The 25652-nt window shown below is 73.3% G+C and carries 28 protein-coding genes; 12 read left to right on the top strand and 16 right to left on the bottom strand.

The annotated features are described in order from the left end of the window. Nucleotides 1-142: 142 nt before the first annotated feature. Together ACQPZA_RS06875 and ACQPZA_RS06870 are read left to right on the top strand one after the other, a co-directional pair. A complete protein-coding gene (locus ACQPZA_RS06875; protein WP_433279370.1) occupies nt 143-553 on the top strand; it encodes an STAS domain-containing protein in 411 nt (136 codons plus the stop codon). 112 nt (nt 554-665) lie between these two features. After that, on the top strand, nt 666-1295 hold the full coding sequence (locus ACQPZA_RS06870) for an ATP-binding protein (RefSeq protein ID WP_433279368.1): 630 nt from the start codon (nt 666-668) through the stop codon (nt 1293-1295). A 16-nt stretch (nt 1296-1311) separates the two neighbouring features. Here ACQPZA_RS06870 and ACQPZA_RS06865 read toward each other — a convergent pair whose 3' ends face one another. The 4 genes from ACQPZA_RS06865 to ACQPZA_RS06850 form a co-directional block, all read right to left on the bottom strand. Further along, a complete protein-coding gene (locus ACQPZA_RS06865; RefSeq protein WP_433279366.1) occupies nt 1312-2268 on the bottom strand; it encodes a PfkB family carbohydrate kinase in 957 nt (318 codons plus the stop codon). After that, nucleotides 2252-3286 (bottom strand): ADP-ribosylglycohydrolase family protein, encoded by a 1035-nt coding sequence (locus tag ACQPZA_RS06860; RefSeq protein WP_433279364.1) that lies wholly within the window; start codon nt 3284-3286, stop codon nt 2252-2254. The genes ACQPZA_RS06865 and ACQPZA_RS06860 overlap by 17 nt, the downstream gene beginning before the upstream one ends. A gap of 19 nt (nt 3287-3305) precedes the next feature. Further along, nucleotides 3306-4901, bottom strand: a complete 1596-nt coding sequence (locus tag ACQPZA_RS06855) for a DNA polymerase ligase N-terminal domain-containing protein (protein WP_433279362.1) — start codon at nt 4899-4901, stop codon at nt 3306-3308. 117 nt (nt 4902-5018) lie between these two features. Then, nucleotides 5019-5153, bottom strand: coding sequence for a hypothetical protein (locus ACQPZA_RS06850; protein ID WP_281359685.1), 135 nt, complete (start codon nt 5151-5153; stop codon nt 5019-5021). Between the two features lie 13 nt (nt 5154-5166). On the opposite strand from ACQPZA_RS06850, the gene ACQPZA_RS06845 reads away from it, so the two are divergent. After that, nucleotides 5167-5604, top strand: a complete 438-nt coding sequence (locus tag ACQPZA_RS06845; RefSeq protein ID WP_433279360.1) for a hypothetical protein — start codon at nt 5167-5169, stop codon at nt 5602-5604. A 77-nt stretch (nt 5605-5681) separates the two neighbouring features. Here the strand turns inward: ACQPZA_RS06845 and ACQPZA_RS06840 are convergent, their stop codons facing one another. Further along, entirely contained in the window at nt 5682-6155 is a 474-nt protein-coding gene (locus ACQPZA_RS06840) for an SRPBCC family protein (RefSeq protein WP_433279358.1), read from the bottom strand. Nucleotides 6156-6327: 172 nt separating this feature from the next. Between ACQPZA_RS06840 and ACQPZA_RS06835 the strand changes: the two genes are divergently transcribed. After that, nucleotides 6328-7089 (top strand): IclR family transcriptional regulator, encoded by a 762-nt coding sequence (locus ACQPZA_RS06835; protein ID WP_169395079.1) that lies wholly within the window; start codon nt 6328-6330, stop codon nt 7087-7089. A gap of 30 nt (nt 7090-7119) precedes the next feature. On the opposite strand, the gene ACQPZA_RS06830 is transcribed toward ACQPZA_RS06835, so the two are convergent. The 3 genes from ACQPZA_RS06830 to ACQPZA_RS06820 form a co-directional block, all read right to left on the bottom strand. Then, the gene (locus ACQPZA_RS06830) at nt 7120-7362 is read right to left on the bottom strand and encodes an acyl carrier protein (RefSeq protein ID WP_169395078.1); all 243 of its coding nucleotides are present in this window, start codon (nt 7360-7362) and stop codon (nt 7120-7122) included. An 80-nt stretch (nt 7363-7442) separates the two neighbouring features. Then, nucleotides 7443-7922, bottom strand: coding sequence for an STAS domain-containing protein (locus tag ACQPZA_RS06825; protein ID WP_433279356.1), 480 nt, complete (start codon nt 7920-7922; stop codon nt 7443-7445). A gap of 88 nt (nt 7923-8010) precedes the next feature. Continuing rightward, nucleotides 8011-8733, bottom strand: coding sequence for an IspD/TarI family cytidylyltransferase (locus ACQPZA_RS06820; RefSeq protein WP_433279354.1), 723 nt, complete (start codon nt 8731-8733; stop codon nt 8011-8013). 687 nt (nt 8734-9420) lie between these two features. Here ACQPZA_RS06820 and ACQPZA_RS06815 point away from each other — a divergent pair. After that, nucleotides 9421-11058, top strand: coding sequence for an LCP family protein (locus tag ACQPZA_RS06815; protein ID WP_433279352.1), 1638 nt, complete (start codon nt 9421-9423; stop codon nt 11056-11058). A 19-nt stretch (nt 11059-11077) separates the two neighbouring features. Here ACQPZA_RS06815 and ACQPZA_RS06810 read toward each other — a convergent pair whose 3' ends face one another. Then, nucleotides 11078-11800 carry a response regulator gene (locus ACQPZA_RS06810; RefSeq protein WP_433279350.1) on the bottom strand — a complete coding sequence of 241 codons (723 nt, stop codon included), beginning with the start codon at nt 11798-11800 and terminating at the stop codon, nt 11078-11080. Continuing rightward, nucleotides 11797-13404, bottom strand: coding sequence for a sensor histidine kinase (locus tag ACQPZA_RS06805; RefSeq protein ID WP_433279348.1), 1608 nt, complete (start codon nt 13402-13404; stop codon nt 11797-11799). The genes ACQPZA_RS06810 and ACQPZA_RS06805 overlap by 4 nt, the downstream gene beginning before the upstream one ends. 136 nt (nt 13405-13540) lie before the next feature. Between ACQPZA_RS06805 and ACQPZA_RS06800 the strand changes: the two genes are divergently transcribed. The 7 genes from ACQPZA_RS06800 (at nt 13541) to ACQPZA_RS06770 (ending at nt 19675) form a co-directional block, all read left to right on the top strand. Next, the gene (locus ACQPZA_RS06800) at nt 13541-14917 is read left to right on the top strand and encodes a cation:dicarboxylate symporter family transporter (RefSeq protein ID WP_169395072.1); all 1377 of its coding nucleotides are present in this window, start codon (nt 13541-13543) and stop codon (nt 14915-14917) included. 78 nt (nt 14918-14995) lie between these two features. Further along, nucleotides 14996-15865: an SMP-30/gluconolactonase/LRE family protein gene (locus ACQPZA_RS06795; protein ID WP_312859000.1), complete on the top strand. Its 870-nt coding sequence runs from the start codon at nt 14996-14998 to the stop codon at nt 15863-15865. Nucleotides 15866-16005: 140 nt separating this feature from the next. Beyond that, the gene (gene mihF, locus ACQPZA_RS06790) at nt 16006-16317 is read left to right on the top strand and encodes an integration host factor, actinobacterial type (protein WP_169395071.1); all 312 of its coding nucleotides are present in this window, start codon (nt 16006-16008) and stop codon (nt 16315-16317) included. Between the two features lie 157 nt (nt 16318-16474). Beyond that, a complete protein-coding gene (locus ACQPZA_RS06785) occupies nt 16475-17338 on the top strand; it encodes an alpha/beta fold hydrolase (protein ID WP_433279345.1) in 864 nt (287 codons plus the stop codon). 126 nt (nt 17339-17464) lie between these two features. Beyond that, nucleotides 17465-17629 (top strand): hypothetical protein, encoded by a 165-nt coding sequence (locus ACQPZA_RS06780; protein WP_433279343.1) that lies wholly within the window; start codon nt 17465-17467, stop codon nt 17627-17629. Between the two features lie 724 nt (nt 17630-18353). Next, complete coding sequence (locus ACQPZA_RS06775; protein ID WP_169395068.1) at nt 18354-19247, top strand: ParA family protein; 894 nt, start codon at nt 18354-18356, stop codon at nt 19245-19247. Next, a complete protein-coding gene (locus ACQPZA_RS06770; RefSeq protein WP_169395067.1) occupies nt 19244-19675 on the top strand; it encodes a hypothetical protein in 432 nt (143 codons plus the stop codon). Before ACQPZA_RS06775 ends, ACQPZA_RS06770 begins: the two co-directional genes overlap by 4 nt. Before the next feature lie 94 nt (nt 19676-19769). Here the strand turns inward: ACQPZA_RS06770 and ACQPZA_RS06765 are convergent, their stop codons facing one another. From ACQPZA_RS06765 to ACQPZA_RS06740, 6 genes are read right to left on the bottom strand one after another with little or no spacing between them, the layout of a single operon-like run. Next, on the bottom strand, nt 19770-20588 hold the full coding sequence (locus ACQPZA_RS06765) for a DUF1684 domain-containing protein (RefSeq protein WP_433279341.1): 819 nt from the start codon (nt 20586-20588) through the stop codon (nt 19770-19772). Between the two features lie 46 nt (nt 20589-20634). Next, a complete protein-coding gene (locus ACQPZA_RS06760; protein WP_433279339.1) occupies nt 20635-21792 on the bottom strand; it encodes an LLM class flavin-dependent oxidoreductase in 1158 nt (385 codons plus the stop codon). Next, on the bottom strand, nt 21789-22064 hold the full coding sequence (locus tag ACQPZA_RS06755) for a hypothetical protein (RefSeq protein ID WP_433279337.1): 276 nt from the start codon (nt 22062-22064) through the stop codon (nt 21789-21791). Before ACQPZA_RS06755 ends, ACQPZA_RS06760 begins: the two co-directional genes overlap by 4 nt. Before the next feature lie 51 nt (nt 22065-22115). Further along, nucleotides 22116-23798 carry a dipeptide ABC transporter ATP-binding protein gene (locus ACQPZA_RS06750; RefSeq protein WP_433279335.1) on the bottom strand — a complete coding sequence of 561 codons (1683 nt, stop codon included), beginning with the start codon at nt 23796-23798 and terminating at the stop codon, nt 22116-22118. Beyond that, nucleotides 23795-24709, bottom strand: a complete 915-nt coding sequence (locus ACQPZA_RS06745; RefSeq protein WP_169395062.1) for an ABC transporter permease — start codon at nt 24707-24709, stop codon at nt 23795-23797. Before ACQPZA_RS06745 ends, ACQPZA_RS06750 begins: the two co-directional genes overlap by 4 nt. Beyond that, on the bottom strand, nt 24706-25650 hold the full coding sequence (locus ACQPZA_RS06740; RefSeq protein ID WP_433279332.1) for an ABC transporter permease: 945 nt from the start codon (nt 25648-25650) through the stop codon (nt 24706-24708). Before ACQPZA_RS06740 ends, ACQPZA_RS06745 begins: the two co-directional genes overlap by 4 nt. Between the last annotated feature and the right edge of the window lie 2 nt (nt 25651-25652).

Raw genomic sequence — 25652 nt, 5'->3', positions numbered from 1 at the left:
GAAGTCTTCGCGGACGCCGGTGGCGCCGTTGCAGTGCGTTCTCCGCCGTCCTACGATTCGCACCCCGGTTGAGTCCACAGCCGACCATCCCCTGTCCCCGGCCCTCGGCCGCGCACAGGCGACCCTCCCGGAGGGAGCATCGGTGACCGACGTGGACAGCTCGGCCTCCTGCGTGTCCGCGCGCCCGGCGACCCTGGACGTCGAGGTAACGGTCACCCGGGACGGCACGTCACCGCACCTCCGCGTCCACCTCGGCGGAGAGCTCGACATCTCCACCGTCGGCCTGCTCGCCGACGCGGTGGGCGAGCTGTCCGGAACGCGGCCCGAACTGGTCGAGATCGACCTGTCCGAACTGCGCTTCGTGGACGCGCGAGGGCTGCGCGCGTTCGTCGACATCGACGGCGACCTGCGCGCCACGGGCAGCCGCATCGTCCTCACCAACCCCACCCCGCACATCGCCCGGATCCTGACCCTGACCGCGGTGGACACCGAGATCACCGTGCGATCGGACGGGTCCGGGCACGCGTGCGTGCACACACCACCGCTGGGCTGAACCTCCCCTGTGTGTAAACATCCGCCGGGCGGGAACAGCACGTTCGGTGACGGAATTACCAGGCGACGACGGTGGTCCGACCGGCCGAAGGGGCCGGCGGAGGGCTGCACCATTGCCTGGTGCCGATGCGCTCACCCTGCGGCTGCCCGCCGAGCCCGCCACGCCGTCGCTCGTCCGACGACGTGTGCGGGGTTGGCTGGAGGTCCACCAGTGGCCAGATGACGCCGTCGACGACGTCGTCCTGGCCGTGCACGAGGCCGTGGCGAACGTCGTCGACCACGCCTACGCGCCCGGGGTCGACGGCCAGGTCGTCCTCACCGCGACGCTGGTTCCCGACGGCCGCGAGCGCCGGGTCCGGATCGTGGTGCAGGACAGCGGCCGGTGGCGCTCGCCCCCGGCCGACCCCGGCTACCGCGGCCGCGGGCTCCAGATGGTGCGCAGCTGCATGGACGTCGTCGACATCCGTCGGGGCACCGACAGCCGGGGCGGAACCGATCTCGTCATGCTCACCCCCGCCGTCGCGGCCGCTCCCGGACGCCGGGTTCTCGCCGCCGGTGTCCGCCGGTCGGATCCCGGCCTCCTCGGCCGCGTCCGCCGGATGCGGGCCCGTGCCCGGTTCGTCGCCGGGCTGGCCGTTCGCCTGCTCGCCGCGGCTCGACGACTCCGGGCTCGCCGGCGACGCGGATCCCCTCCGCCCGCCCCCCAGAGCTCGCAGCATCCCGCCGGCCTGCAGGCTCGCTGACGGGGTGGTTGCCGCGTCAGCCCCCTGCCGCCGCCAGCACCGCGTCCACCTCGGCGCGGGTGGGCGCGGTCGCGGGGCCCCGCCGCGCCACCGCCAGTGCCGCGGCGGCGTTGGCGCGCACCGCGGCCGTGTGCAGGCCGGCACCGCGCAGTAGCTCGGCGGCCAGCACGCCGCAGTGCGCATCGCCCGCTCCGGTCGTGTCGAGCGCCGCCACGGCGAAACCGGGGATCCGCTCGCTGCGCCCGTCCCGGGTGAGCAGGCAGCCGGCGGCGCCGTCGCGCACCACCACCGCGGCAGGCGCGGCGAGCCGCCGCGCGAGCACCGCCGAGGCGGTGGCGAGGTCGTCGGCCCCGGAGAGGGCGCGGGCCTCCCGGGCGTTGACACTGAGGATCGTCGTGCGGGCGAGCAGCCGGCCCAGGGCCGCGCCGTCCACCTGCGCCGCCAGCGGCCCGGGATCGACCAGCACGGCCGGGTCGTCGAGGGACTCGAGCCACCCGAGCAGGGCGTGCAGCTTCGGCGGCACGAGCAGGCTGTAGCCGCTGACGTACACCAGGTCGGCGGGTGTCACCGCCAGCGCGGCCAGTGCCGACGGCTCGATCTCCGTCTCGACGCCGCTCCCGGTGACGAAGGTCCGTTCGCCGTCGTCGTCGACCAGCACCACGCAGACGCCGGTGTCGGACGCCGTCGAGACCGGCTGCGCGGCCACGATGCCCTCGCGGGCCAGCGCGGCGCGGACCGTGTCGCCGAACCGCCCGCTGCCGTGACCGCCGGCGTAGACGACCGGCGCGCCGGCCCGGGCCGCGGCGGCCATCACGTTGAACCCCCCGCCGGGCAGCAGGTCGACGGCCGAGGCCAGCACGTCGCCACCGACGGGCGGCAGCCCCGGCACCCGCATCACCAGGTCCAACACCACCTGACCGGTGTGCACCAGCCGCCCCGGGGCCGGTGCGCCCCGGTCAGACCGCCCCGCCACCGGCACCTCCCGCCCCGCCGCCTTCCGCACGGTGGCGCAGCGCCAGCAACCCGTCCGCGACGGGCGCCAGATCCAGGCGGTTCACGCGGCAGACGGTCCCGAGCATGTCGGCGGGCAGCCCGGCCACGCCGTGGTGCGCGCCCAGCACCGCCCCGCAGATCGCGGCGATGGTGTCGGTGTCGCCCCCGAGCCCCGCCGCGACCGTGAGGGCGTCCAGCGGATCCGAGCCCAGGGCCTCCACCAGCGCGAACGCCGCGACCACCGACTCCTGCGCCGCGACGGAGGTGCCGACCACGTCGACGACGGCGTCGGTGAGCGCCGCGCGTCCCATGCCCCGCACCCAGCCCCGCACCCAGCGGATCCGCGCGCCGACGTCCGCGCCCGCCCGCCAGTGGCCTCGCTGCGCGCCTGCCGTCGCGGCGCGCTCGGCCTCGTCGAGGGCGTCGGCCTGCGCCGCCCCGGCCACCCCCGCGGAGACCGCGGCGGCCACGGCGGCGGCCGCGGCGATCCCGATCCCGGTGTTGTGGGTGACCCGGCCGGCCGCCACCACCGCGTCCAGCAACGCGTCCCCGACCGGCACCGCGATCCCGACGGGCGCGACGCGCATCGCGGCCCCGTTGGTCGTGCCGTCGCGGCCGCTCTCCTCCGGCGGCTCGCCGGCGTGCAGGCGCTGGAGCGCCCGTCTCGTCGACGGTCCGAGCAGGTCGGCCGACCCGCGCCGGACCATCTCCTCCTCCCACCGGCTCAGCGCCTCGGCGAAGGCGACGGCATCCACGTGCCCCGCACCGTCGATGAGGAGCCGGGCGAGCAACAACGCCTGCTCGGTGTCGTCGGTGACCGTCCCGGCGGGGAGGCCGGGGGCGATCGGCTGGTCGGGAGCAGCGTCGAGCAGCCCGGTGACCGGGCCGTAGCGCTCGGCGATCCGTCGGCGGGACATCGACTGCGTCGGCATGCCCAGCGCGTCACCCAGCGCCAGGCCGGCCAGCGCCCCGACCGCGCGGTCCCGGATACCGGTCATCACCACAGGACGCTACTGCCTAGAGGGTCGGCAGCCGCTGGGCACGGCCGATCAACGGGGCGAGCGGATCACCGTCGCGCTGCACCCGGTCGACCACGGTGCGGACCGTCCACCGGTCCGGCCGCAGGCCGGGGTCGTCGAGCTCGTCCCAGCGGAGGGGGACCGACACCGGCGCCCCGGCGGCAGGCCGGGCGCTGAACGGCGCGACCAGCGTCTTGTTGATCGCGTTCTGCGTGTAGTCCAGGCGCGCGAGCCCGTCCCGCCGGTCCTTGTGCCACTCCCAGCTCACCAGCTCGGGCACGGTCCGGCCGATCGCACGCGACACCTTCTCCACCCACTCCCTGGTGTCGGCGAACGTGTAGCCGTCGGCGACCGGCACCCAGATCTGCACCCCGCGCTTGCCCGTGACCTTCGGGGCAGCGGCGACGCCCAGGTGGTCGAGCGCGGTGCGGTAGAGCCGGGCGAGCACCAGGATCTCGGCGAAGTCCGTGCGGTCGCCGGGGTCGATGTCGATCAACGCCCAGGTCGGCTGGTGGACCTCAGGCAGCCGGGACGTCCACGGGTTCAGCTCCACCGCGGCGAAGTTCGCCATCCAGACCAGCGCCGCCATGCTGTCGACCACGGCGTAGCACTCCGTCTCGCCGGGGCCCGCCTCCTCGTTGCGCCACTGCGTCAGCCACTCCGGCGCGTGGGTGGGCACCTCCTTGTGCCAGAACCCGGGCCGGCCGACACCGTCGGGGTAGCGGTGCAGGTTCACGGGGCGGTCGAAGAGGTACGGGAGCAGGTACGGCGCGATCTGCGCGTGGTAGCGGATGAAGTCGCGCTTCGTCACCGGGCTCTCGCCGTCGCGCGCGGGGAACAGCACCTTGTCGAGATTCGTCACCTTGACCTCGAGGCCCTGGACCTCCCACCGGCCCGCACGGCCGATGGCGTCGAGCGCGGCGAGCTCGTCCGGCGTCGGGGGGTCCCAGGACCGCGGCTCCCGGCCCAGCCGGACCGCGGCCTCGCCGGGCGGCAGGTCGCTGCGCCACAGCGTGTCGGGCGCGGCCGCCACCTCGTCGTTCGTCCGCCCGCTCTTGACCGAGCGCGGATGGTCCTCCGGGTCCCAGCCCGGTCGCGCGTGGTCGTCGTTCTTGTGGAGCAGGAGCCGCTGCTCCTTGCCCGGCCTGCCCTCCTCCCTCCGGACCAGCACGAACCGCCCGGCGAGCTTCTCGCCCTGCAGGTCGAAGTGCAGCTCACCGCGCTCGATGGCCGTCGCCGGGTCGTCGGTGCCGGACGGCTGCCAGCTCCCCCAGTCCCACACGATGACGTCGCCGCCGCCGTACTCGCCCCGCGGGATCACGCCCTCGAAGTCGAAGTACTCGACCGGGTGGTCCTCCACGTGCACGGCCATCTGGCGGGACTTCGGGTCGAGCGTGGGCCCCCTCGGCACGGCCCAGCTCGCCAGCACGCCGTCCACCTCGAGCCGCAGGTCGTAGTGCAGGCGGCTGGCCCGGTGGCGCTGCACCACGAACCGCCCGGACCCGGCCGCGGCCTCCGACCCCGCCGGCTCGGGTGTGGCCGCGAAGTCGCGCTTGGCCCGGTACGTCGCGAGCCGCTCCCGCTGGTCGGTCATGGAGGCGGAGTACCACGAGACCCGAGCCCCGACTCGCCCGCGAAGTTCAGGAAAGCCACTTTCAGGCCCGCAGAGGGCAGCAAAGTGGCTTTCCTGAACCGGGCGCGCGGCCAGGGGTTACTCGCAGGCCGTTCCGTCCTTGTCGTTGTCCAGGCCGTAGTGGTCGTCGCCGACCACCCGGATCGGGCCGCTCACGTACTCCGGGCCGTTGCCGGAGCCGCCAGCGCAGTCGACGTCGCTGGCGATCGGCACGCATCCGCTGTAGTTGGAGTCGCAGCCCGATGGCGCGGGCTTCGGCTTCGCCACCGGCTTCGGCTCGGGTTTGGGCTGGGGCTTCGGCTGGGGCGCGGGCTGGGGCTGGGCCGCGGGCCGGGGTTCCGGCTTCGGCTGCGGCACGGACGCGCGCTGCACCTGGGGTGGCGAGACCGGCGCGGGCGGAGCGGTGGTGGGACTCGCCGTGGTCGTCGGTGGTGCCGTGGTCGTGGGGACGGCCGCGAGCGGAACCGGCGCGCGTACCGCGGTCGTGCTGGTCGAGGCAACGGCCTCGATGTCGGCCGCCGGCTTGACGGCAGCGCCACCGCAGCCCGCAGCCAGGAGCAGCGCGGCCGTGCCTGCCGCGATCCAGTACGACCTGCAGCGCCGGTGCCATCGCGGCTCAGCGCGGATCAGACGGCCGGACGGGGGTTGTGGGACGGACATGTGATCTCCACTGTGACGGGGGCACTGGAAGATCGTCCGCTCTCAACCATCGTTACCGGTTCTCGGCGTGTTGTGGCTCCATCACCCTGATGCCGCCTCGCAGTGGTTCTTGAGGCCGCCACCGAGCGTCTCGCCCCAGGCGCAGTTGCAGAAGGCGTACCAGCGGGAGTCCGTCGCCCAGCCCGCATGGCGGAACTCCAGGACGGTGAACTCCTCGCCCGTGACGAGCGGCTCGAGCAAGCGGCCGACGCCGTCGCGCCGCTCGGTGCGCAGCTCGAAGGAGAGCCGGTGGCCCAGCCAGTCGGACGCCGGGTTCGTGGGATCGGAGAAGGCGGAGACGCACTCCCACGCCACCCGCTCACCGGGAACGAGATCCGTGATCCGCATCCGCAGCAGGTCGCCGAGGCCGTGGTCGAACTCGACGAGCGACCCGATCTCCGGCACCGCTGCCACGGCTCTCCCCCACCAGGCGTCGAGGCCGTCCTTGGCGGTGATCGCCTCGAAGACCGACTTGCGGTCGGCATTGATCCACACCTCGTGGTGGATGGTGTCCATGGATCCTCCCCCGTTGCCGAGGAGGGTATTCGTGACCTATGTGCGGTTCCACCGACCCGCGACGACCGGCTGTTTCCGGGGCGGCACGGCGGGGGTCCGAACGTCACCGGACCCGGTAGTGTCCGCGCCACACGATCGGCATGATCCCGCGCAGCAGACCTCGGAGCGTCCGATGACCGCGTCCCGCGCCGCGGGCACCGGCCCGGTGCTGGCGCGCGCGCTGCAGATCCTCGGTGCCTTCTCCGCCGACCACCCCGCCATGACGTTGAGCGAGCTGGCTCGGCGCACCCGCCTTCCCGTCTCCACCGTCCACCGGCTGCTGGCCGGCCTCGTGGACTGGGGCGCGCTGGAGCGCGGCGACGACGGGGCCTACCGCGTCGGGCTACGCCTGTGGGAGGTGGGAGCGCTGGCCCCGCGCGGCCAGGGCCTGCGCGAGCGCGCGCTGCCGTTCCTCGAGGACCTGTCGCAGATCACGCGGGAGAACGTGCAGCTCGCGGTGCGGGAGGGCAGCGAGCTGGTGTTCGTGGAGCGCATCGCGGGCACCGGCGCGGTCCCGGTCCTCACCCGCGTCGGGGCCCGGTTCGCGCTCACCGCCACCGGCGTCGGACTGGTGCTGCTCGCCCACGCACCTCCCGAGACGCAGGAGGAGGTGCTGGCCGGCCCGTTCGACCGGTTCACGCCGCTCACCGTCACCGACCCCGCCGTGCTGCGTCGCATGCTCGCCGACATCCGGAAGTCCGGGTTCTCGGTGAGCGACCGGCAGGTGACGATGGACGCGCTGTCGGTGGGCGCTCCCGTCCATGACGCGCGCGGCAACGTCGTGGCGGCGGTCTCGCTCGTCGTCCGGCACGGGAGCGCGCAGCCCCACACGCTGGCGCCGCTGGTGCGCACCAGCGCGCGGGCCATCTCCCGCGCACTCGCCCAGCTGCCCTGACCGCACGCCGGGCGAGTGCCCGCGAGATGGTCAGGTGACGGCGGGGCCCGACTCCGTCGTCCCGCTGAGCTCCTTGAGGAACTCGTGACAGCGGGCTGCGCGGTCCGAGTCCTCCTTCATCACCTGGCGGAAGAAGCCGGCGATGTCGTCCCGCCCGGCGTTGTCGGCGTCACGGACGTACTGGCCGTAGTCGTGACCCGCCTTCAGCGAGTGGTACTGCACGGAGATCAGGTCGAAGGTGACGTCGTCGAAGCCGGTCTCACCAGTGGCCATGGTTCCTCCTCGTCGAAGAGATCCTCTGCTCCGACGAGGTACCCGCACAGCGGTCGACAAACCTGTCCCGTGCTCCCGGGTCAGCCGCCGCTGCGGACCGTCCCGGCCCGGGCGCCGCGGACCCCGTCGGTGACGACGAGTGGCGAGCAGGGCCAGACGGAGCTGCTGCGCGGGCTGCTCGTGGTGGCCACGGCGGGCACCCGGCCGATCAGCTCACGCTCGGCGTGCTCCACCGTCGGGAACATCGAGAACCGGGCGAGTGCCGCGGCGATGCCGGCGGGCAGCATGCCTTCGCGCCCCGCGATCCCGGCGAGATGCAGCCGCAGTCCGGCAGCGCTCGCCGCTTCGTCGACGGTGACGAGCGCCTCGAGGTCGTCCGTACCGAAGAAGCGCACCTCACCCAGGTCGACCACGATGTGACCCGTGCAGCGGGCCATCTGCGCGGCAGCCACGGTGGCCAGCCGGGCCACCGTCACCTGGTCGAGCACCCCCGCCATCCGCACCACCGAGAGCCGCGACCCCCGGACCTCAACCGACACCTGCGCGCCGTCGAAACGCACCCCATACCTCCTGCTGCCCCGACCCGAGATTCGGGTCCCGTCAGCGAGTACCCGTTCGCGCAGCGAACAACCTGGGACAGGACGACCGTCACACCTTCCGGGTACGGCGCGCCATCTCATCCGCGACGACGAGGTCGTGCGGGTAGGTGATCTTGAAGTTGCGCGCCTCGCCAGCGACCCACCGGATCGGCACCGACGGGGCGAAGCGCTGGATGCAGGACGCGGTGTCGGTGCCGGCGAAGCCCTCGCGGGCGGCCTGCTCGTAGGCCGCGAGCAACGGCGCCGCGGAGAAGCCCTGCGGCGTCTGCACCGCCACGAGGCCCGCCGGCGCCGGCCCCGCGATCCCGCTGCCACCCGGACCTTCCGCCGCGAGGTCGTCGCGCGGGAGCCCCGGCACCGCTCCGCCGCTCTCACGCGCCACCCGCAGCACCTCCCGGACGAGCGCGGGGCCGGCGAACGGCCGGGCGCCGTCGTGGATGAGCACCGTGTCGATGCTCCCGGCGTGGATCCGGTCCGCCAGTTGCCGCAGGGCCGCGAGCTCGGACTCCTGCCGGGTCGATCCGCCGGTCACGACCTCCACCTCGTGGCCGAGCTCGCGGTCGAGCACGCCGGCGGCGAGGTCGGCGTCCTCCCGGCGCACGACGAGGACGACCGGGCCGATCTCGGGCAGAGCCGAGAAGGTGGCGAGGGACAGCGTGATCATGGTGCGTCCCGCGACGGGCAGGAACACCTTGTTGCCGGCGCCCCCGACACGGGTGCCGCTGCCCCCGGCCAGGACGACGGCCGCCACGCTGCTGGGCTGATCGGGCACGGGGTCAGTGCAGCGCGGGAGAGGTCACGGGGTCAAGCCGGACGAGCCGGAGAGGGCGACGAGGACCGGCCGGTGCTCCGACCCGTAATCCGATAAGTATCGTCGTGAGATGTTCCGGTCCGTCCGTGCGGCATTGTCGGACTTGCCGTCCGACTCGCGCCGCCCGCCGGATGGAGTACCGGAGCGACCGGAAATCTCACCAGAACGGGGGATGAACTGGCCCAATTCCCGCCTTGCGAGGTGCGCCGCGGAGCGTTTCGTCACTACCAGTAGGCTCCGGCGGGCTCACCGGCGAGTCCTGGTTGTTCCCTATTCGTACGGATGCAGGGAGTGGGCACGGTGAATGACGACGGCCGGCGCACTCCCGGGGGCGGAGGACGCGCAATGCCCCCCCAGCAGCCGTGGTCACGGCGCAGCGAACGCGAGCAGTCGGCGCTCCCGCCCCGGAAGCCGGAGCCACCCGGCCGGGTGACACGCCCCGCGGACGGCCCCGCCCGTCCGGTGCGGCCGCAGCGGCCCGATGAGCCCGAAGTGCCGACCCGACCCGTGCCGCGGGTGCCGCCCCGCAGACCGGCAGCGCCCCCCGTCAAAGCTCCCTCACCGACGTCTCCGTCCCGGACTCCCGGCCCGCGGACCCCCACCGGACGGGCAGGCGCCGCCACGAAGGCGGCCCGGTCGACGCCGACCATGAAGTCCGACACCACGATGATCCCCGCTACGAGGGCGCGCGCCGCTGCGGCGGACTCCCCGGCGAGGACCGGCTCGCCGAGGGTCCCCCCGACGAGGGTCCCGGCAGGCGGCGCCACCCGGGCCCGTGCGGCGCAGCGCCGGGGCAGCTCCGCCCGCCAGCCGCGCACGCTCGGGCGGGCCCTGCTCGCCACGGCCGCGGCCACCGTGGCCCCGGGCTCGGGCCACCTCATTCTCCGCAGGCAGCGCACCGGCGCCCTGATCCTCGGCGTGTTCCTGCTGCTCCTCGTCGCCCTCGTGGCGCTCGGGCTGAGCGCACGCCGCGCCGAGCTCCTCGAGAACCTGCTCTCCACCCGCGTGCTGACGGTCGTCGTGGTCGGCTGCATCGTGGCCGCGCTGGCCTGGATGGCCGTCATCGTCCACACCTACCTGCTGGCCCGCCCCAGGAAGCTGGGCGTGGGCCCGCAGGTGCTCGGTGTCGTCGTGGTCACCGCCCTCTGTCTGACCGTCGCTGCACCGTTCGGCTTCGGGGCCAACCTGGCCAACTCGCAGCGCAACCTGCTCGACTCGCTGTTCGCCGGCGGTGGCGGCACCGCCGCGGCGGAGGCCATCGCCAAGCCGCGGCTCAACATCCTGCTGGTCGGGAGCGACGCCGGACCGGACCGCGCCGGTACCCGCACCGACACCATGATGGTGGCGAGCGTCGACACGCGTACCAGCCGCACCACGCTCTTCTCGCTGCCCCGCAACATCGGCCACGCCCAGTTCCCGCCGGGGTCGCCCATGGCGGAGAAGTTCCCCAAGGGCTTCTTCGACAAGGCCGATCCCCTGTCGGGCAACTACCTCCTCAACGCGGTGTACGCCTACGCCCTCGAGTACCCGGCCCTCGCCCCGTCCGGTCCGACCGCCGACCCCGGGCTGAACATGCTGAACCAGACCGTCTCGTACATGCTCGGGCTGCAGCTGGACTACTACGTCGAGGTCAACATGGCCGGCTTCGCCTCGATCATCGACGCCGTCGGCGGCATCACCGTCGACGTCGGCCCGGAACCACTGCCGATCGGCGGTGTCCTGCCCGACGGCCGCCACGTCAAACCCGACGGCTACGTCCCGGCAGGCGTGCAGCACCTCGACGGCGAGCAGGCGCTGTGGTTCGCGCGGTCGCGGCGCAACTCCGACGACTACAGCCGGATGGGCCGCCAGCGCTGCCTGCTCAGCAACCTCCTCCAGCAGAAGAGCCCCACCGACGTCCTCACGAACTTCCAGGCCATCGCCGCGGTCGCCACGCGCAACGTGTCCACCAACATCCCGCAGCAGGTGCTGCCGGCGCTGGTGAAGCTCGCCGGCGGGGGCAACGTGTCGCTGGAGAGCGTGTCGTTCGACCCGAACCTGCCCGACCCGAACTCGAAGAGCGGCAAGTTCGACACCCTCTCCCCGGACTTCGAGTACATGCGCGAGGTCGTGCAGAACTCGATCAACCGGCCCCCGCCGCCGCCCGCTCCGAGCGCGGCGCCCACCCTCGCGGCCGCCCCGACCACGACCAAGAGCCGGTCGAGCAGCGGCAGCAAGAGCCCCACCACCACTGCGGCGGCTCCGGACTCCGCGCAGCCGGAGTCGCTCACCCAGGCCTGCGGCTGACCCGTCGGCGCGGCAGTGGTCAGGGTGCCGCCTCGCCGGGCACGGCCGGCGTTCCCGGCGTGCCGGCGGGGCGCCAGCGGTACTCCGCCTGCGGACGACCGGTGCCCCCGTAGCGGGAGTGCCGCTCGACGAGCCCCGTCTCGGCCAGGTACTCCAGGTAGCGCCGCGCCGTCACGCGGGACGTCCCGAGCGTCGCGGCCACCTCGGCCGCGGTGAGCCCCGTGCCCCCGGCGCCGGCCAGCGTGCGGGCCACGGCGTCGAGGGACTCCCGGCTCACGCCCTTGGGAAGGCCACCGGCCTCGACGGGCGCCCGCAACGTACGGAAGAGGTCGTCCACGTCCTCCTGGGCGACCATCGGGCCGCTGCCCAGCCGCGACCGGTACCCGAGGTAGCCCTCCAGCTTCGTGCGCACCGCGCTGAACGTGAACGGCTTCACCAGGTACTGCGTTGCGCCGAAGGAGATCGCCGCCTGCACGACGGCGAGGTCCCGCGCGCGCGTGACCATGATGACGTCGGTGGTGTGGCCCGCCGCCCGCATCCGGCGCAGCACCTCCAGCCCGCTGGTGTCGGGCAGGTGGACGTCCAGCAGGACGAGGTCGACCGCCCGGGCGCTCAGCATCCGCAGTGCCTCGGCGCCCGAGCCCGCGCTCCCCGTCACCTCGAAGCCGTGGACGCGGCCCACGTAGCTGGCGTGGGCCGCGGCGGCGATCGGGTCGTCCTCGACGATCAGCGTGCGGATCATGCCCGCACCAACGGCAGGCGCACGGCGAACTCCGCGCCACGGGTACCGGTAGCGCTCCCGTCGGCCGCGACGTCCAGCTCCACCCACCCGCCGTGGCGCCGGGCCGCCTGCCTCGCGAGGGCGAGCCCGAGACCGCGGCCCAGCCCGTCGTGCGGCTTCGTGCTCCAGCCCCGCGCGAACGCCCGCTCGGCGTCGGCGGCCGCGATCCCGGGGCCGCTGTCGGCCACCCTCAGCTCCACGGCGTCGTCGGCGACCCCACCGGAGATCCGGACCCAGCGCGGCGCCGGGGCGTCCTCGGCGGCGTCGATCGCGTTGTCGAGCAGGTTGCCGACGATCGTGACGAGATCGCGCGGATCGGCGACGCCCGCCGGGACGAAGGTCCCCTCCGCCACCTGCAGCGCGACGCCCCGCTCCCCCGCCTCCGCCGCCTTGCCGACCACGAGGGCCGCCAGCTCCGGCACGGCGATCCCGGCCAGCACGGCGTCGGTGAGCTGCTGGGACACGGCGAGCTCGGTGGTCGCGAACTCGAGGGCGTCGTCCGCCCGTCCGAGCTCGATCAGCGAGATCACTGTGTGCAGCTGGTTGGCCGCCTCGTGGGCCTGGGCGTTGAGCGAGTCGGCGAAGCCACGGATCGTCTGCAGCTCGCTGACCAGCGCGCGCAGCTCCGTGTGGTCGCGCAACGTCACCACCGTCCCGAGGTGCCTGCCGGCCCACCGGGCAGCTCCCTGGCTCACCACCACGATCCTGTCGGCGGTCAGGTGGATCTCGTCGTCACGCGCCTCGCCGCCCGCCAGCGCGGCCCCGAGCTCGGCGGGCAGTCCTACCTCGTCGACCCGGCGGCCCTGCACGTCTGGCGCCAGCGCCAGCAGCCGCCGCGCCTCGTCGTTGACCAGCTGGATCCGCCCGGAGCGGTCCAGGAGCAGCAGCCCCTCACGCACCGCGTGCAGCACCGCGTCGTAGTACTCGTACATGCGGGCCAGCTCGGCCGGCCCGAGGTCGTGCGTGCTGCGCCGCAGCCATCGGCTCACCAGCCAGGACCCGCCGGCGGCCAGCAGCAGGGCGACGACCGCGGCACCGGCGAACAGCGGCGTCTGGCGCTCCAGCTCCCGCGACACCGCCTCGACGGTGCGGCCAACCGACACCAGGCCCACCACCCGCCCGCCGTCCAGGACGGGGACGACCGCCCGCACCGACGGCCCGAGCGTGCCCGTGTAGGTCTCGGTGAAGTGCTGGTCGCCACGGAGCGCCGGCGCGATCGTCCCCTGGAAGACGCGCCCGATCTCCGCCGGGTTGGGGTGCGACAGCCGGATGCCGTCAGCGCGCATGACCACGACGAAGTCGGTGGCCGTGTCGGTGCGGACGCGCTCGGCGAGCGGTTGCAGCACGGCCACGGGGTCGGGGGCGTGCAGGGCCGCCCGCACGTCGGGCGACGCGGCGAGGGTGTGTGCCACGCCGAGCATCTCCTCGGCGGTCGAGTCGCGGTTCGTCTCGTCGAACTGCAGGTAGGCGGCAACAGCGACGCCGGTCAGCACGATCACCACGATCGCCGCCTGCAGCGCGAACAGCTGCCCCGCCAGGCTCCACCTGCTCGGTCGCCCGGCCACCGTCGTCACCGCCCGTCGTACGAAATGAACGAAATGGTGATGGTCACCACGTCGCCCTCCATGCTCGCCGCGATGGTTGCCGGTGCATCGGTATCCGCGCAACGCCCGCCGTCGTCGTCGGCCCACCGGAGGACCTGTGTCAGCTACCACCGAAACACCGCACAAGAAGAAGGACCGGACCCACTACCTCTACATCGCCGTGATCGCCGCGGTGGTACTGGGCGTGATCGTCGGTCTCGTCTCGCCCGGGCTGGGCAAGGACCTCAAGCCCGTCGGCACGGCCTTCGTGAACCTGATCAAGATGATGATCTCCCCCGTCATCTTCTGCACGATCGTGCTGGGCATCGGGTCCATCCGTAAGGCCGCCACGGTGGGCCGGGTCGGCGGACTGGCGCTGGCCTACTTCCTCGCGATGTCCACGTTCGCACTGGCGATCGGCCTGGTCGTCGGCAACATCCTCCAGCCCGGCAGCGGGCTCCAGCTCGCGGGCGCCGCGCACTACACGGCGCCCGAGGCCGAGTCGCTCACCGACTTCCTCCTCGGGATCATCCCGACCACGCTGTTCTCGCCACTGGTGGGCGACAGCGTGCTCTCGACGCTGTTCGTCGCGTTGCTGGTCGGCTTCGGCGTGCAGGCACTCGGGCGCGCAGGCGAGCCGATCCTGCGCGGTGTGAAGCACGTCGAGCGACTCGTCTTCCGGGTGCTCGCGATGGTCATGTGGGCGGCCCCGATCGGAGCGTTCGGCGCGATCGCCGCAGTGGTCGGCGAGACCGGCTGGTCGGCAGTCATCGCACTGTTCCAGATGATGGCGGCCTTCTACCTGACCTGCGCGATCTTCGTGTTCGGCGTGCTCGGGCTGGTGCTGCGGCTCGGCGCCGGGATCAACATCTTCTCGCTGCTGCGCTACCTGGGCAGGGAGTTCCTGCTCATCGTCTCCACGTCGTCGTCGGAGTCGGCTCTGCCGCGCCTGATCGCCAAGATGGAGCACGTCGGCATCTCCCGTCCCGTCGTCGGCATCACGGTCCCCACCGGCTACTCGTTCAACCTCGACGGCACCGCGATCTACCTGACGATGGCGTCGCTCTTCATCGCCGACGCGCTCGGCAGGCCGATGTCGATCGGTGAGCAGATCGCGCTGCTGCTGTTCATGATCATCGCCTCCAAGGGTGCGGCAGGCGTCTCCGGTGCCGGGCTCGCCACGCTCGCGGGTGGCCTGGCCTCGCACCGGCCGGACCTGGTCGACGGCGTCGGTCTCATCGTCGGGATCGACCGGTTCATGTCGGAGGCCCGCGCCGTCACCAACTTCGCAGGCAACGCGGTGGCCACCGTGCTGATCGGCAACTGGGTCGGCGAGTTCGACCGGGAGCGGGCCGACCGTGTGCTGAGCGGCAAGGAGCCGTTCGACGAGGCCACGATGCTCGACGACGGGGAGCCCGAGGAGCCGGCACCCGCCCGGACCCAGGAGGGCACCGCCACGAAGCAGGACAGCCACGCGGAGAACGCCACCGTCTGAGGCCCGGCACCGGCGCCCGGTACCCACCTCGGTGATGTACTGGGCGCCGGGGTACGACGCCGAAGCAAGGGAGCCCGGGTGAGCGAGACGATTGCGGAGATCGAAGCCGAACAGGTGACACCTGCCGTCGCCGAGCACGGTGAGGGACCGGTGTGGGACGCCCGCTCCGGCGAGCTGCTGTCGGTGGACATGCACCGCGGCGACCTGATCGCGGTGGACCGTGCCGACACCGTCCGGCGCCGGCACACGGGCGACCTGCTCGCGGCGCTGCGGCCCCGCACGCAGGGCGGCTGGGTGGTCGGGCTGGCCCGCGGCTTCGGGCTGCTCGACGACGACGGCACGTCGGTCGCCCGCCCGCTGGGCGAGCTGTGGACCGACCCCTCGGTCAGGATGAACGACGGGGCCTGCGATCCCGCCGGTGGTTTCTGGTGCGGCTCGATGGAGGTCGACGCCGCACCGGGCCGGGGTGAGCTGTACCGGCTCGCCCCCGACGGGTCGGTGGCCACCATGCTCACCGGACTGACGATCTCCAACGGGCTGTGCTGGTCGCCCGACGGGTCGCACGCGTACTACGTCGACTCGGGCACCGGCACGGTGGACGTGCTCACCGTCGACCTCGACGTTCCTTCCGTGACGGGCCGCAGGCAGTTCGTCGCGGTCGAGGGCGGCCTCCCGGACGGGCTCACCGTCGACGCGGACGGCGGGGTGTGGGTGGCCCTCTACGGCGGCTCGGCCGTGCACCGCTACACCCCCGACGGCGCTCTCGACGTCATCGTGCGGGTGCCCACCACGCACCCGACGGCGTGCACCTTCGGCGGGCCCGGCCTGGACGAGCTGTGGATCACCACGTCGGCACAGGGCGCGGACCCCTCCGACGACCGGGCCGGCGCGCTGTATCGGTGCCGGCCCGGAATGCGAGGTCTCGAACCCCTCCCGTACCAGGGCTAGACCCCCCGATCGGGGGACCCGCCAGGGCCCCCACCGAGGGGGGCATTCGCGTGGCGTTGTGCGGTTCTGTCAGGCTGAGCAGTGAAGATGACCTGCGGACATCCGGTTCGAGGTGTCCGCACGGAGAGGAGAACCACGACATGGCACTGCCCACGCTCACTCCCGAGCAGCGCGCCGAAGCCCTCAAGAAGGCAGCCGCTGCCCGCACCGCGCGCAAGGAGCTGCGCGACTCGATCGCCCGCGGGGAGCAGACCATCCCAGCGGTCCTCGATCGCGCGAAGTCCGACACGATCGTCGGCAAGACCAAGGTGGCCGATCTGCTCAAGAGCCTTCCCGGGTACGGACCGGCGAAGGTCTCCGCACTGCTGGAGCAGACCGGTATCGACGCGTCCCGGCGGGCCGCCGGGCTCGGCGAGCGCCAGCGCCAGGCCCTGCTCGACGCGCTGAAGTAGGACCGCGGCTCCAGATCCCTCAGGAGGGTCCGGAGCACGCACGAGGCGACCTCCCATGCCCTGGCTCCCGGCGTTCGCGCCGGGGCCGGCAGGGGTGGCCGTCCCACCGGGGTGTACCGGTTCGACACGCAACACGGGCGGCAGGCAGTCTGACCCCGTGGAACGCTACGTCGACGTCGCCCCGGACGTCCGCCTCTGGGCCGAGGACATCGCCCCCACCGGGCCGCGCCCCGGCGAGCCGTTGCTCCTCGTGATGGGAGCGGCATCGTCCGGGCTCGTGTGGCCGGACGCGCTGGTCGCCCTGCTCGCGGAACGGCACCGCGTGATCCGGTACGACCATCGGGACACCGGCCGCTCGTCCGCCGTCTTCGACGAGCAGCCCTACGGGATCACCGACCTCGCCTCCGACGCGATCGCGGTGCTGGACGCCTTCGAGGTCCCCCGGGCGCACGTCGTCGGCATGTCGATGGGCGGCCTGCTCGTGCAGCTGATGCTGCTCGACCACCCCGGGCGCCTCGCGTCGGCAACCCTGTTCTGCACCGGTGCCCTGCCGTTCCCCGGTGCGCCCGACCTCCCCGCGCCCGACCCTGCCCTGCTGCGGATGTGGGGTGAGCTCGACGACCCGCGCGACGCCGAGGGCGAGCTCCGGTGGCGCGTGGAGCACTGGCGTCTCCTCAACGGCTCCGGCACGTCGTTCGACGCCGCGGAGTTCCGCGCGCTCGAGGAGCGCGTCGTCGCCCACACCGGCCGGCACGACCCGGTCGTCGCGCACGCCCTGATGGACACCAGCGGCCTGGAGCGGGGCGCCGAGCTGGCCTCCGTCACCGTGCCGACGCTGGTGATCGAGGCACCCGAGGACCCCGCGTACCCGCCACCGCACTCCGGTCACCTCGTCCGCACCCTGGGCCATGCCCGGATGGTCCGGATCCCCGGCATGGGTCACACCGTCAACCGCACGGTGATCTCGCCACTGGCCGCCGCGATCCTGACACAGACGACCCAGACCGCGGCTCCGGCCTGACCCGGTGGGCCGAGGCGGCGCCCCGGCGCGGTCGGCCATGATGGGCGGCGCCATGGTGTGGACCATGACAGCGCCGCGCGGAACCGGAGGCCGTTCCGCGCGTCCGAACCGCACGAGAGGTGAACGATGGGCATCGAGGATCCCGACGCGGACGTGGCCGAGCAGCTGCAGGCGATCGATGACGACATCGACCCCGTGACCGACCCCAACGGGCTCCCGTTGGAGGCCGACCCGGCCGATGTGGCCGAGCAGCGTGAGGTCGTCCCGCAGGACGACGACGAAGCACGGTGACCCGCGGCGGCCGGATTCGGTGGACCTCCGCCGAACCGGCTCCTGTATGGGGTATACGTTCCCACGAGATGGACGCATCCATCATCCGACCGGGTGGTTTTTCGCAGAGGCCGTTCTGCGGATCCGCGAACCAGCCGGCTCTACGCGTGGCGCGGGACGAGCTCGTCGGGGCGGGCCGATGGGTGCCGCCCCTCGGGGTGGGCGCTTTCCCTGTCCGATTCCCGCCCCCGACGAGCCGGGCGACGACGGTCGGCGCGTCGCGGGGAGCGTCGCCGACCCGTGGGGCCGCCGGCTGAACCTGCGCTCCCGCGGGCGGGCTGCTGCTGATGTCGGTCCCGTTCTCCGACGTGGGTCGGGCCGACGCGCCCCCACGGGCCCGGGCGGCCTCTCACCAGGACATCGGCCCCGTACGGCGACGCCGGTGCCGAGCTCTTCCCGGCTCGCGGCGGCGCGGAGCGGGCCACCCGGGACCGGCCCGGCGGGACGGCCACCGGGGCGATCGGGAACGTCTCCTGCGCCACCCGTTCCCCGCCAACGCGGGCCACTGGCACCGGGAACCCGGCCGCGCTTCCTGGCGTAGCCTCCGCTCGGACCAGCGGACTGGTCGGTATGGAGTATCGCGCCGTCGCCCACCGAACGGGCGACGCGACACGGAGTGACCTAAGGGCGGGGCGGTTCGAGCGGTATGGCATCGTTCCCGCCGCGTGATGCGGGGAGGAGAACGGTGAAGGTCATTTCGATCATCAACCACAAAGGCGGAGTGGGAAAGACCACTCTCACCGCCAACCTTGGCGCCGGGCTGGCGGCCCGTGGCCAGAAGGTGCTACTCGTCGACCTCGATGCGCAGGCCAGCCTGACCGTCTCGTTCTTCACCCAGAGCGAGTGGACGGCCGACCTGCTGCCGAGCAAAACCATCAAGCACTGGTTCGACGACATCGGCACGCCGGAGGCGATGCAGAACCCGGCACCGCTCGTGTCGGCGCCACCACGGGTCCACGACAAGCTCGCCCGTAGCCGCGGCACGCTCGGCCTCATCGCCGCGCACCGCGACCTCTCCGACGTCGAGACCGGACTCGCGGCGGAGCTCCTGGGAGAGCCCAAGCGCTTCGCCGAGCTGCACGGGCGGCTGCGGGAAGGGCTGGCCCACCCGGCGTTCGCCGAGTACGACACCGTGCTCATCGACTGCGCGCCGAACTTCGGGCTCATCGCCAAGAACGCCGTGGCGGCGAGCGACCTGCTGCTGATCCCCACCAAGCCCGACTACCTGTCGACCAACGGGATCGACTCGCTCGGGCTGAAGATCAGGGCCTTCATCGAGGAGTACAACGAGTTCTCCCCGGAGCACCCCGTGCAGCGCCCGGCCGCCGCAGTCGTGTTCACCATGGTCCAGAACCACGACGGCGCTCCCATCGAGGCGCAGCGCAGCGTCATCAGCCGGATCGTGGCGCGGGAGGTGCCGACCTTCGCCACCACGATCCGGGACAGCAAGTCGGTCTACGGACCGGCGCCCGAGCACGGGGTGCCGGTGATCCTCGGTGGTACCGGCCGCGCCCAGACCCGCGAGCTGCGGGACTTCGTCTCCGAGCTCACGGGCAGGCTCGAGGGGAGCGCTGCATGACAGGTACGACCGGATCGACCTCCTTCACCGTCGCGCTCCAGCAGGCCACGGAGATGGTGAAGACCCTCACCCCGCAGCAGCTGGACGATCTCGCCGCCGGGCGCGGCGAGCTCGTCTTCCGCCGCGCACCGCACGCCGCCACCACGAGTTCCACCGCTCCCACGCGCCGGCAGCGGCCCGACGTCGACATCTCCGCCGACGTCGACGAGATCAACCGCCTCGGTACCCCGGGCGAGGTGGACGACTACCTGCACCACCACGACAGCCGGTTCACGGTGCCGGTGCTCCGGCAGATCGCCAGGGCGCTCGGCCCGACCGTCGCGACCACCGGTCGCACCAAGGCCGAGATCCGGCGGGACATCGTGGCCGGCACCGCGGGCTTCCGCACCCGCTCAGCGGCGATGTCCGGCGGAGCGTGGTCCAGCTAGGCCCCCGTCCGGGCCACCGACCGCTGTGGGCCGCCCTCAGCGCCCCTGAGGGGCACTGCCGGGCGACCCACGCGCGTCGGTCGGTCTAGAACGTCTAGACCCTGTCCGGCCGCAACGGGTTCCGCTCCCCCGCCTCAACGGCCACGGGGAGCACGTTGCCGGCCGGCGGCAGCGGGCAGGTGGCGAAGTCGGTGAACGCGCACGGCAGGTTGACCACGCGGTTGAGATCGAGGGTCAGGCTGCCGTCCGGCGCCGGGTCGGCGGTGCGCACGATCCGGCCGCCCGGGTAGGTGGAGCCACCGGAGGTGGCGTCACGGAAGTGCAGCGACAGGCCACCGGCCTTGCCCCCCGTCGCGACCAGACGGTGCTCCTGCCCGTCGAGCTCGAACCGCACCTCACCCACCGCGCTCAGGTAGTGGTTGAGGCCCTCCACCACGGCGTCGACCGTGATCGCACGCGGCTCCGGGTACGGCTCGAACCGCGCGTGAAGCACCCAGCGCTCGTCCACCGGGAAGGTCGGGACACCCGAGAAGGCGGTGCGGGTGACGGCCTCGGGGTCACGCACGCGGATCGCGTGCGAGTCGGTGCGCCGGACGACCTCGATCACCGCTCCGCCCATCTCCACGAGCGTGCCGGGAAGGCCGTCCACGGGGTGCAGGGTGACGGTCCCGTCGATCCGGCGCGGCTCGCGGACCGTGCGGACCACGAGGTCGTCGGCCGCGGTGGCGGTGATCACCACGCCGTCCGGGGTGGCGCTCCAGAGGCCCGGGATCCCGTCGAACGTCGCGGGTTCCGGGGTGAGCCAGTGCAGCGCGGTGAGGCTCAACCAGCCGTGCGGAGCGCGTAGCTCCTCCTCGCGCAGGCTGTGCCATTCGGTCCAGCTGTGCTCCAGGTCGGACAGGGTGCTCGTCATGTGAACTCCAACGTCGCAGGATCACCGTTCATGCCGGAACCGCAGCTCACCCTGCGTTCCAGACCTTCGCGAGCAGCTCGTAGCTGCGCACCCGGTCGGCGTGCTCGGTGGTGATCGTCGTCACCACGAGCTCGTCGGCCCCCGTGACGCGCGCCAGCGTCTCCAGCTTCCCGGCGACCGTGGCGGGCGAACCGACGATCTGCGTGGACACCCGGTCGGCCACGACGGCCCGCTCCGCGTCCGTCCACGTCCTGGCCCTCGCCTGTTCCGGGGTCACGTACGGTTCCGCGCCGCGGCCGGTCCGGATGCCGAGCACCCACTGGGCGTACGGCGCGGCGAGCTCCTCGGCGGTGGCGTCGTCGTCGGCCACGACGACGTCGGCCGAGACGGCGACGTAGGGCCGCGCCAGCCGCCGCGGACCCACCCCGGGACGGAACGCCGCCCGGTACGCCTCGATCGAGTCCAGCACGGCGGACGGGAGTACGTGGTATGAGGCGGCGAGCGGGAGGGCCTCCACACCTGCCGTGCGCGCGCTGTCACCCCCGCTGGAGGCGAGTATCCAGACCTCGAGGTCCGCGCCGTCGGCCGCCGCCACGTGCAGCGGTGCACCGTCCGACGCGATCGCCGTGCCGTCCAGGTAGGACAGGATGTCGGCCACCTGCTGCGCGTAGTCCGGCGGCTGGGCGGCCAGATCGAAGCCGAGGAGCTCGGCGAGCACGGCGATCCGCGGCGGGAGGCCGCCGCCCTGGGGCCGGGCCGGGATCAGCAGGCCGTCGACGACCCGGTCCTCCGAGGGCGGCGGCGGATCGCCGTCGGCGGCCGGGGGCCCGTCCTGGCGGAAGAGCGACCGGCGCCGCCCCGGGCCGGAGCGGCCGAGGCCGAGGTCGATCCGTCCCGGGTGCAGCGCGGCGATCTCCCCCATCTGCTCGGCGGCGACCAGCGGCAGCGCGGGGGGCATGAGCACCGCGCCGGACCCGACCCGGATCCGCTCGGTGGCACCGGCGATCATCGCGACCAGCACGGGGGCCGAGGACGACGCCACGCCCGTGACCAGGTGGTGCTCGGCCACCCAGTAGCGGCGGTACCCGGCGCGCTCGGTGGCCCTGGCGAGGTCGATCGTGTTGCGGATCGCATCGGCCGCGGTGCCGCCTGCCGGCACGGGCGCGAGGTCGAGCACCGACAGCGGCACGGAACGGTTCCTCATGCCGGTACCTGCGCCTTCCGGTCGGCGGGTGCCGCAGGGGGGGTCCGGTCGATCACCTGCCGGGAGCTCCCGCTGGGGACTGAGCTGCGCTCCACGAATTCCTCCAGTGTCGTGACCACGGGGTCCAGGCCGAGGAGGGCACCGAACGTCCTCCGTCGCGGCCCGAAGATCGGCCGGAACATCGCGTAGACCTCCGCAAAGGTGTGCGCCGGCGCCGAGCCGGCGGTTCCCGTGCCCACGACGGTGTCGGCCAGATCAACTCCATCGTGCACCTGGCGAGCCACCCACTGCCCGGCTCACCGGCAAGCAGTCTGCGGGCAACCTCACGGAGTGCCCACCACCGGCGCCGGGGTGCGACGCCGCCCGGCGATGGCGGCCAGCAGTTCTCTGGTGTACTCCTCCCCGGGGGCGTCGAACAGCTCGTCGGTCGGGCGCAGCTCCAAGAGTCTGCCGTCCCGCATCACGCCCACGCGGTGCGCGACCCTGCGCACCACCGCGAGATCGTGGGAGATGAACAGGTAGGCGAGCCCGGCCTCGGCCTGGAGCTCGGCGAGCAGGTCGAGCACCTTCGCCTGCACCGAGACGTCGAGCGCGGACACCGGCTCGTCGCAGACCACGAGGTCCGGTGACAGCGCCAGTGCACGCGCGATGGCGACGCGCTGGCGCTGGCCGCCGGAGAGCTCCACGGGCCGGCGCGCGAGCACCGACGCCGGCAGCGCCACCTTCTGCACCAGGTCGGCGGCCCGCTGCCGCTGCTCCGCCGACGACCCCACCCTGAAGGCGCGCAGCGGCTCGGTGACGACCTCCTCCACGCTGAACTTCGGGTCCAGCGAGGCGTAGGGGTTCTGGTAGACCAGCTGTGCCCGGCGCCGCAGCGCCCGCCAGTCCTTCCCCGTCACCCTGGTGATGTCCGTGCCGTCGAAGAGCACCTGCCCCGCCGTCGGGTCGGCCAGCCGCAGCACCAGCCGGGCCGTCGTGGACTTGCCCGACCCCGACTCCCCCACCAGCGCGAGCGTCTCGCCGCGCCCGATGGTGAAGCTGACGTCGTCGACGGCCCGGAGCACGCCGCGCCTGCCGTTCACCCGGGGCAGGGGGAAGTCCTTGACCAGGTTGCGCACCTCGACGAGCGGCTCACCCACCGGCACGGGCGCGCGCGTCTCCGCGCCGGAGCGCCGCAGCCCGGGCGCGCTCGCGAGCAGGGTCCGGGTGTACGGGTCGGCGGGCGAGCCGAGGATGGTGCCGACCGGCCCCTCCTCGACGATCTCCCCGCCCGACATCACCAGGATCCGGTCCGCCCGGTCGGCGGCCACGCCCAGGTCGTGCGTGATGAGCAGGACAGCGGTGCCCGTCTCGCGGGTCAGGTGCTCGAGGTGGTCGAGGATGTGGCGCTGCACGGTGGCGTCGAGCGCGCTCGTCGGCTCGTCGGCGATCAGCAGCGCCGGGTTCGCCGCGACCGCGATCGCGATGAGCACCCGCTGACGCATGCCGCCGGACAGCTCGTGCGGATACTGCCCCGCCCGCACCCGCGGATCCGGCAGACCGGCCCTGGCCAGGAGCTCCACCGCGTCGATCGCCGCCTGCCGCCGGTCGGCCAGCCCGTGCACCCGCAGCGCCTCCGCCACCTGCGTGCCGATCTTCTGCACCGGGTTCAGCGACACCGTCGGGTCCTGCGGGACGAGCCCGATCCGGCGCCCCCGGATCGACCGGAACGCCTTCTCCGGCAGGCCCGCGAGCTCCTCGGCCGGCCCGTGGCCACCGGCCAGCCGGATGCTCCCCGCGTCGACCGAGCCGTTCGGCGGGAGCAGCCCGATCACCGACTGGGCCAGCGTCGACTTGCCCGACCCCGACTCCCCCACGATCGCCACCACCTCGCCGGGCGCGACCGTCAACGACGCACCGCGGACGGCGTGCAGCGACCCGCCGACCGTCCGGTAGGAGACGTCGAGACCCTCCACCCGCAGCAGGGGCTCACCGCCCTGCTCACCTGGCACCGGTGTCCCGGTCATCGCGCCCGACCCCACTCCCCGTCCAGTGCCCGGGAGATCCGGTTGACCGACAGCACCGTCGCCGCGATGGCGAACCCCGGCATCGCGCAGAGCCACCACGACGCCGCGATGTAGTTGCGGCCCTCCGCGATGAGCGATCCCCACTCCGGAGCAGGCGGGGCCGCCCCGTACCCGAGGAAGCTGAGCGAGGAGACCGCGAGGATCGCGAGCCCGAACTCCAGCACCGCGAGCACCAGCACCGGGCCTGCGGCGTTGGGCAGCACGTGCCGGGCCAGCGTCACGTACCACCGCGTCCCGACCGAGCGGGCGGCCTCGACGTAGGTCGACTGCCGGATCCGCAGCGTCTCCGCCCGCATCACCCTGGCGAAGTGCGCCACGCTCGCGACGCCCACGGCGATCGCCACCTTCACCGTCCCGTAGCCCAGCGCCGTGATCAGGGCGAGCGACAGCAGGATCGCCGGGATCGCCATCAGCACGTCGACGAGGCGCATGAGACCCTCGTCGACCCAGCGGCCGACGAACCCGGCGAGCAGGCCGATGAGCCCCCCGACCACCAGGGCCACCGCCACCGCGATCACCGTGGCCTGCAGGGAGAGCGAGGCGCCGTGCACCACCCTCGTGTAGACGTCCCGGCCCAGGTAGTCGGTGCCGAACACGTGGGCGGCGCTCGGCGCCTGGAGCTTGTCGGCAGGCACCCCCACGGCCGGGTCGCCGCCCGCCAGCACCCCCGGCGCGAACGCCGCGACCAGCACGATCGCCACGAACACGATCGACACGACCAGTCCTGGCCTGCGCGCGAAGAAGCGCAGCGCGCGGGCCGCCCGTTCCCGGGGCGTCGACGCCACCGGCTGGGCGGTGGCCGCGCCCGGCGGGACGTCCCCGATGGGCTCCCTGATCAGCAGTTCGGTCATACCGCCGCTCCTGTCGCGATCCTGGGGTCGAGCACCGGGTAGACGAGATCCACGAGCAGGTTGACCGCCACGAACACCGCGGCCGCGAAGACGACGATCCCCTGCACCAGCGGGATGTCCTGGACACTCACGGCCGCCACGGTCAGGCGGCCCAGCCCCGGGCGGGTGAACACCGTCTCGACCACCACCGAGCCAGCCAGCAGGTTGCCCACCACGTAACCGAGGACGGTCAGCGCAGGCAGGGCGGCGTTGCGCAGGGCGTGCCGCAGGTGGATCGCGACCCGCCCGGCGCCCTTGGCCCGCGCCGTGACGACGTAGGGCTCGTCGAGCACGATGGACAGGCTCTTCGCGAGCACCTGCGCCACGAGCGCGCCCGTGGGCAGCCCGAGGGTGATCGCCGGCAGCACCAGCGACTCCGGGCCCTTCGCCCCGACCGAGGGCAGCAGCCCGAGCCGGAACGAGAACAGCTGCACCAGCATCAGCCCCACCCAGAAGACGGGCAGCGACACCGCGAGAGACGGCAGCGCCATCAGCACCTGCCGCAGCCAGCGCACGGACGTGTAGGTCGCGACCAGCGCCACGACGGACCCGAACACGACGGCGAAGGCCAGCCCGGCCACCGAGATCTGGATGGTCGGCGGCAGTGCCTCCCGGATCGCCGCGCCGACGTCCTGCCCGCTCTGGATGGAGGTGCCGAAGTCGCCGTGCAGGGCGGCCCACAACCGCGTGCCGTACTGCACGATCACCGGCTGGTCGAGGCCGTAGCGGGCGCGCAGCGCGTCGAGCGCCGCGGGGCTGAGCGGCTCACCGTCGAGCCCACCCCCGGCCATGGTGGCCACCGGGTCGCCGGGCAGCAGGTAGAGCACGACGAACGAGACCGTGAACGCCGCCCACAGCACCCCGATCGCGAGCGCGACACGTCGGACGAGGTAGCCGACCATCC

Origin of the sequence: Pseudonocardia xinjiangensis (assembly GCF_050948425.1) — a bacterium.
In the GTDB taxonomy this organism is placed as follows: Bacteria; Actinomycetota; Actinomycetes; order Mycobacteriales; family Pseudonocardiaceae; genus Pseudonocardia; species Pseudonocardia xinjiangensis.
Note: the sequence above shows the minus strand (reverse complement) of the source record. Positions and strands in the feature narration are given on the sequence as shown.

What these genes read in the sequence shown, in the direction of transcription:
- ACQPZA_RS06860 (WP_433279364.1), bottom strand. Translation starts at nt 3,286, where the DNA reads ATGACCGGTATCCGGGACCGCGCGGTCGGGGCGCTGGCCGGCCTGGCG.
- ACQPZA_RS06855 (WP_433279362.1), bottom strand. Translation starts at nt 4,901, where the DNA reads ATGACCGACCAGCGGGAGCGGCTCGCGACGTACCGGGCCAAGCGCGAC.
- ACQPZA_RS06840 (WP_433279358.1), bottom strand. Translation starts at nt 6,155, where the DNA reads ATGGACACCATCCACCACGAGGTGTGGATCAATGCCGACCGCAAGTCG.
- ACQPZA_RS06835 (WP_169395079.1), top strand. Translation starts at nt 6,328, where the DNA reads ATGACCGCGTCCCGCGCCGCGGGCACCGGCCCGGTGCTGGCGCGCGCG.
- ACQPZA_RS06830 (WP_169395078.1), bottom strand. Translation starts at nt 7,362, where the DNA reads ATGGCCACTGGTGAGACCGGCTTCGACGACGTCACCTTCGACCTGATC.
- ACQPZA_RS06815 (WP_433279352.1), top strand. Translation starts at nt 9,421, where the DNA reads ATGAAGTCCGACACCACGATGATCCCCGCTACGAGGGCGCGCGCCGCT.
- ACQPZA_RS06810 (WP_433279350.1), bottom strand. Translation starts at nt 11,800, where the DNA reads ATGATCCGCACGCTGATCGTCGAGGACGACCCGATCGCCGCCGCGGCC.
- mihF (WP_169395071.1), top strand. Translation starts at nt 16,006, where the DNA reads ATGGCACTGCCCACGCTCACTCCCGAGCAGCGCGCCGAAGCCCTCAAG.
- ACQPZA_RS06780 (WP_433279343.1), top strand. Translation starts at nt 17,465, where the DNA reads ATGGGCATCGAGGATCCCGACGCGGACGTGGCCGAGCAGCTGCAGGCG.
- ACQPZA_RS06770 (WP_169395067.1), top strand. Translation starts at nt 19,244, where the DNA reads ATGACAGGTACGACCGGATCGACCTCCTTCACCGTCGCGCTCCAGCAG.
- ACQPZA_RS06765 (WP_433279341.1), bottom strand. Translation starts at nt 20,588, where the DNA reads ATGACGAGCACCCTGTCCGACCTGGAGCACAGCTGGACCGAATGGCAC.
- ACQPZA_RS06760 (WP_433279339.1), bottom strand. Translation starts at nt 21,792, where the DNA reads ATGAGGAACCGTTCCGTGCCGCTGTCGGTGCTCGACCTCGCGCCCGTG.
- ACQPZA_RS06750 (WP_433279335.1), bottom strand. Translation starts at nt 23,798, where the DNA reads ATGACCGGGACACCGGTGCCAGGTGAGCAGGGCGGTGAGCCCCTGCTG.
- ACQPZA_RS06745 (WP_169395062.1), bottom strand. Translation starts at nt 24,709, where the DNA reads ATGACCGAACTGCTGATCAGGGAGCCCATCGGGGACGTCCCGCCGGGC.
- ACQPZA_RS06740 (WP_433279332.1), bottom strand. Translation starts at nt 25,650, where the DNA reads ATGGTCGGCTACCTCGTCCGACGTGTCGCGCTCGCGATCGGGGTGCTG.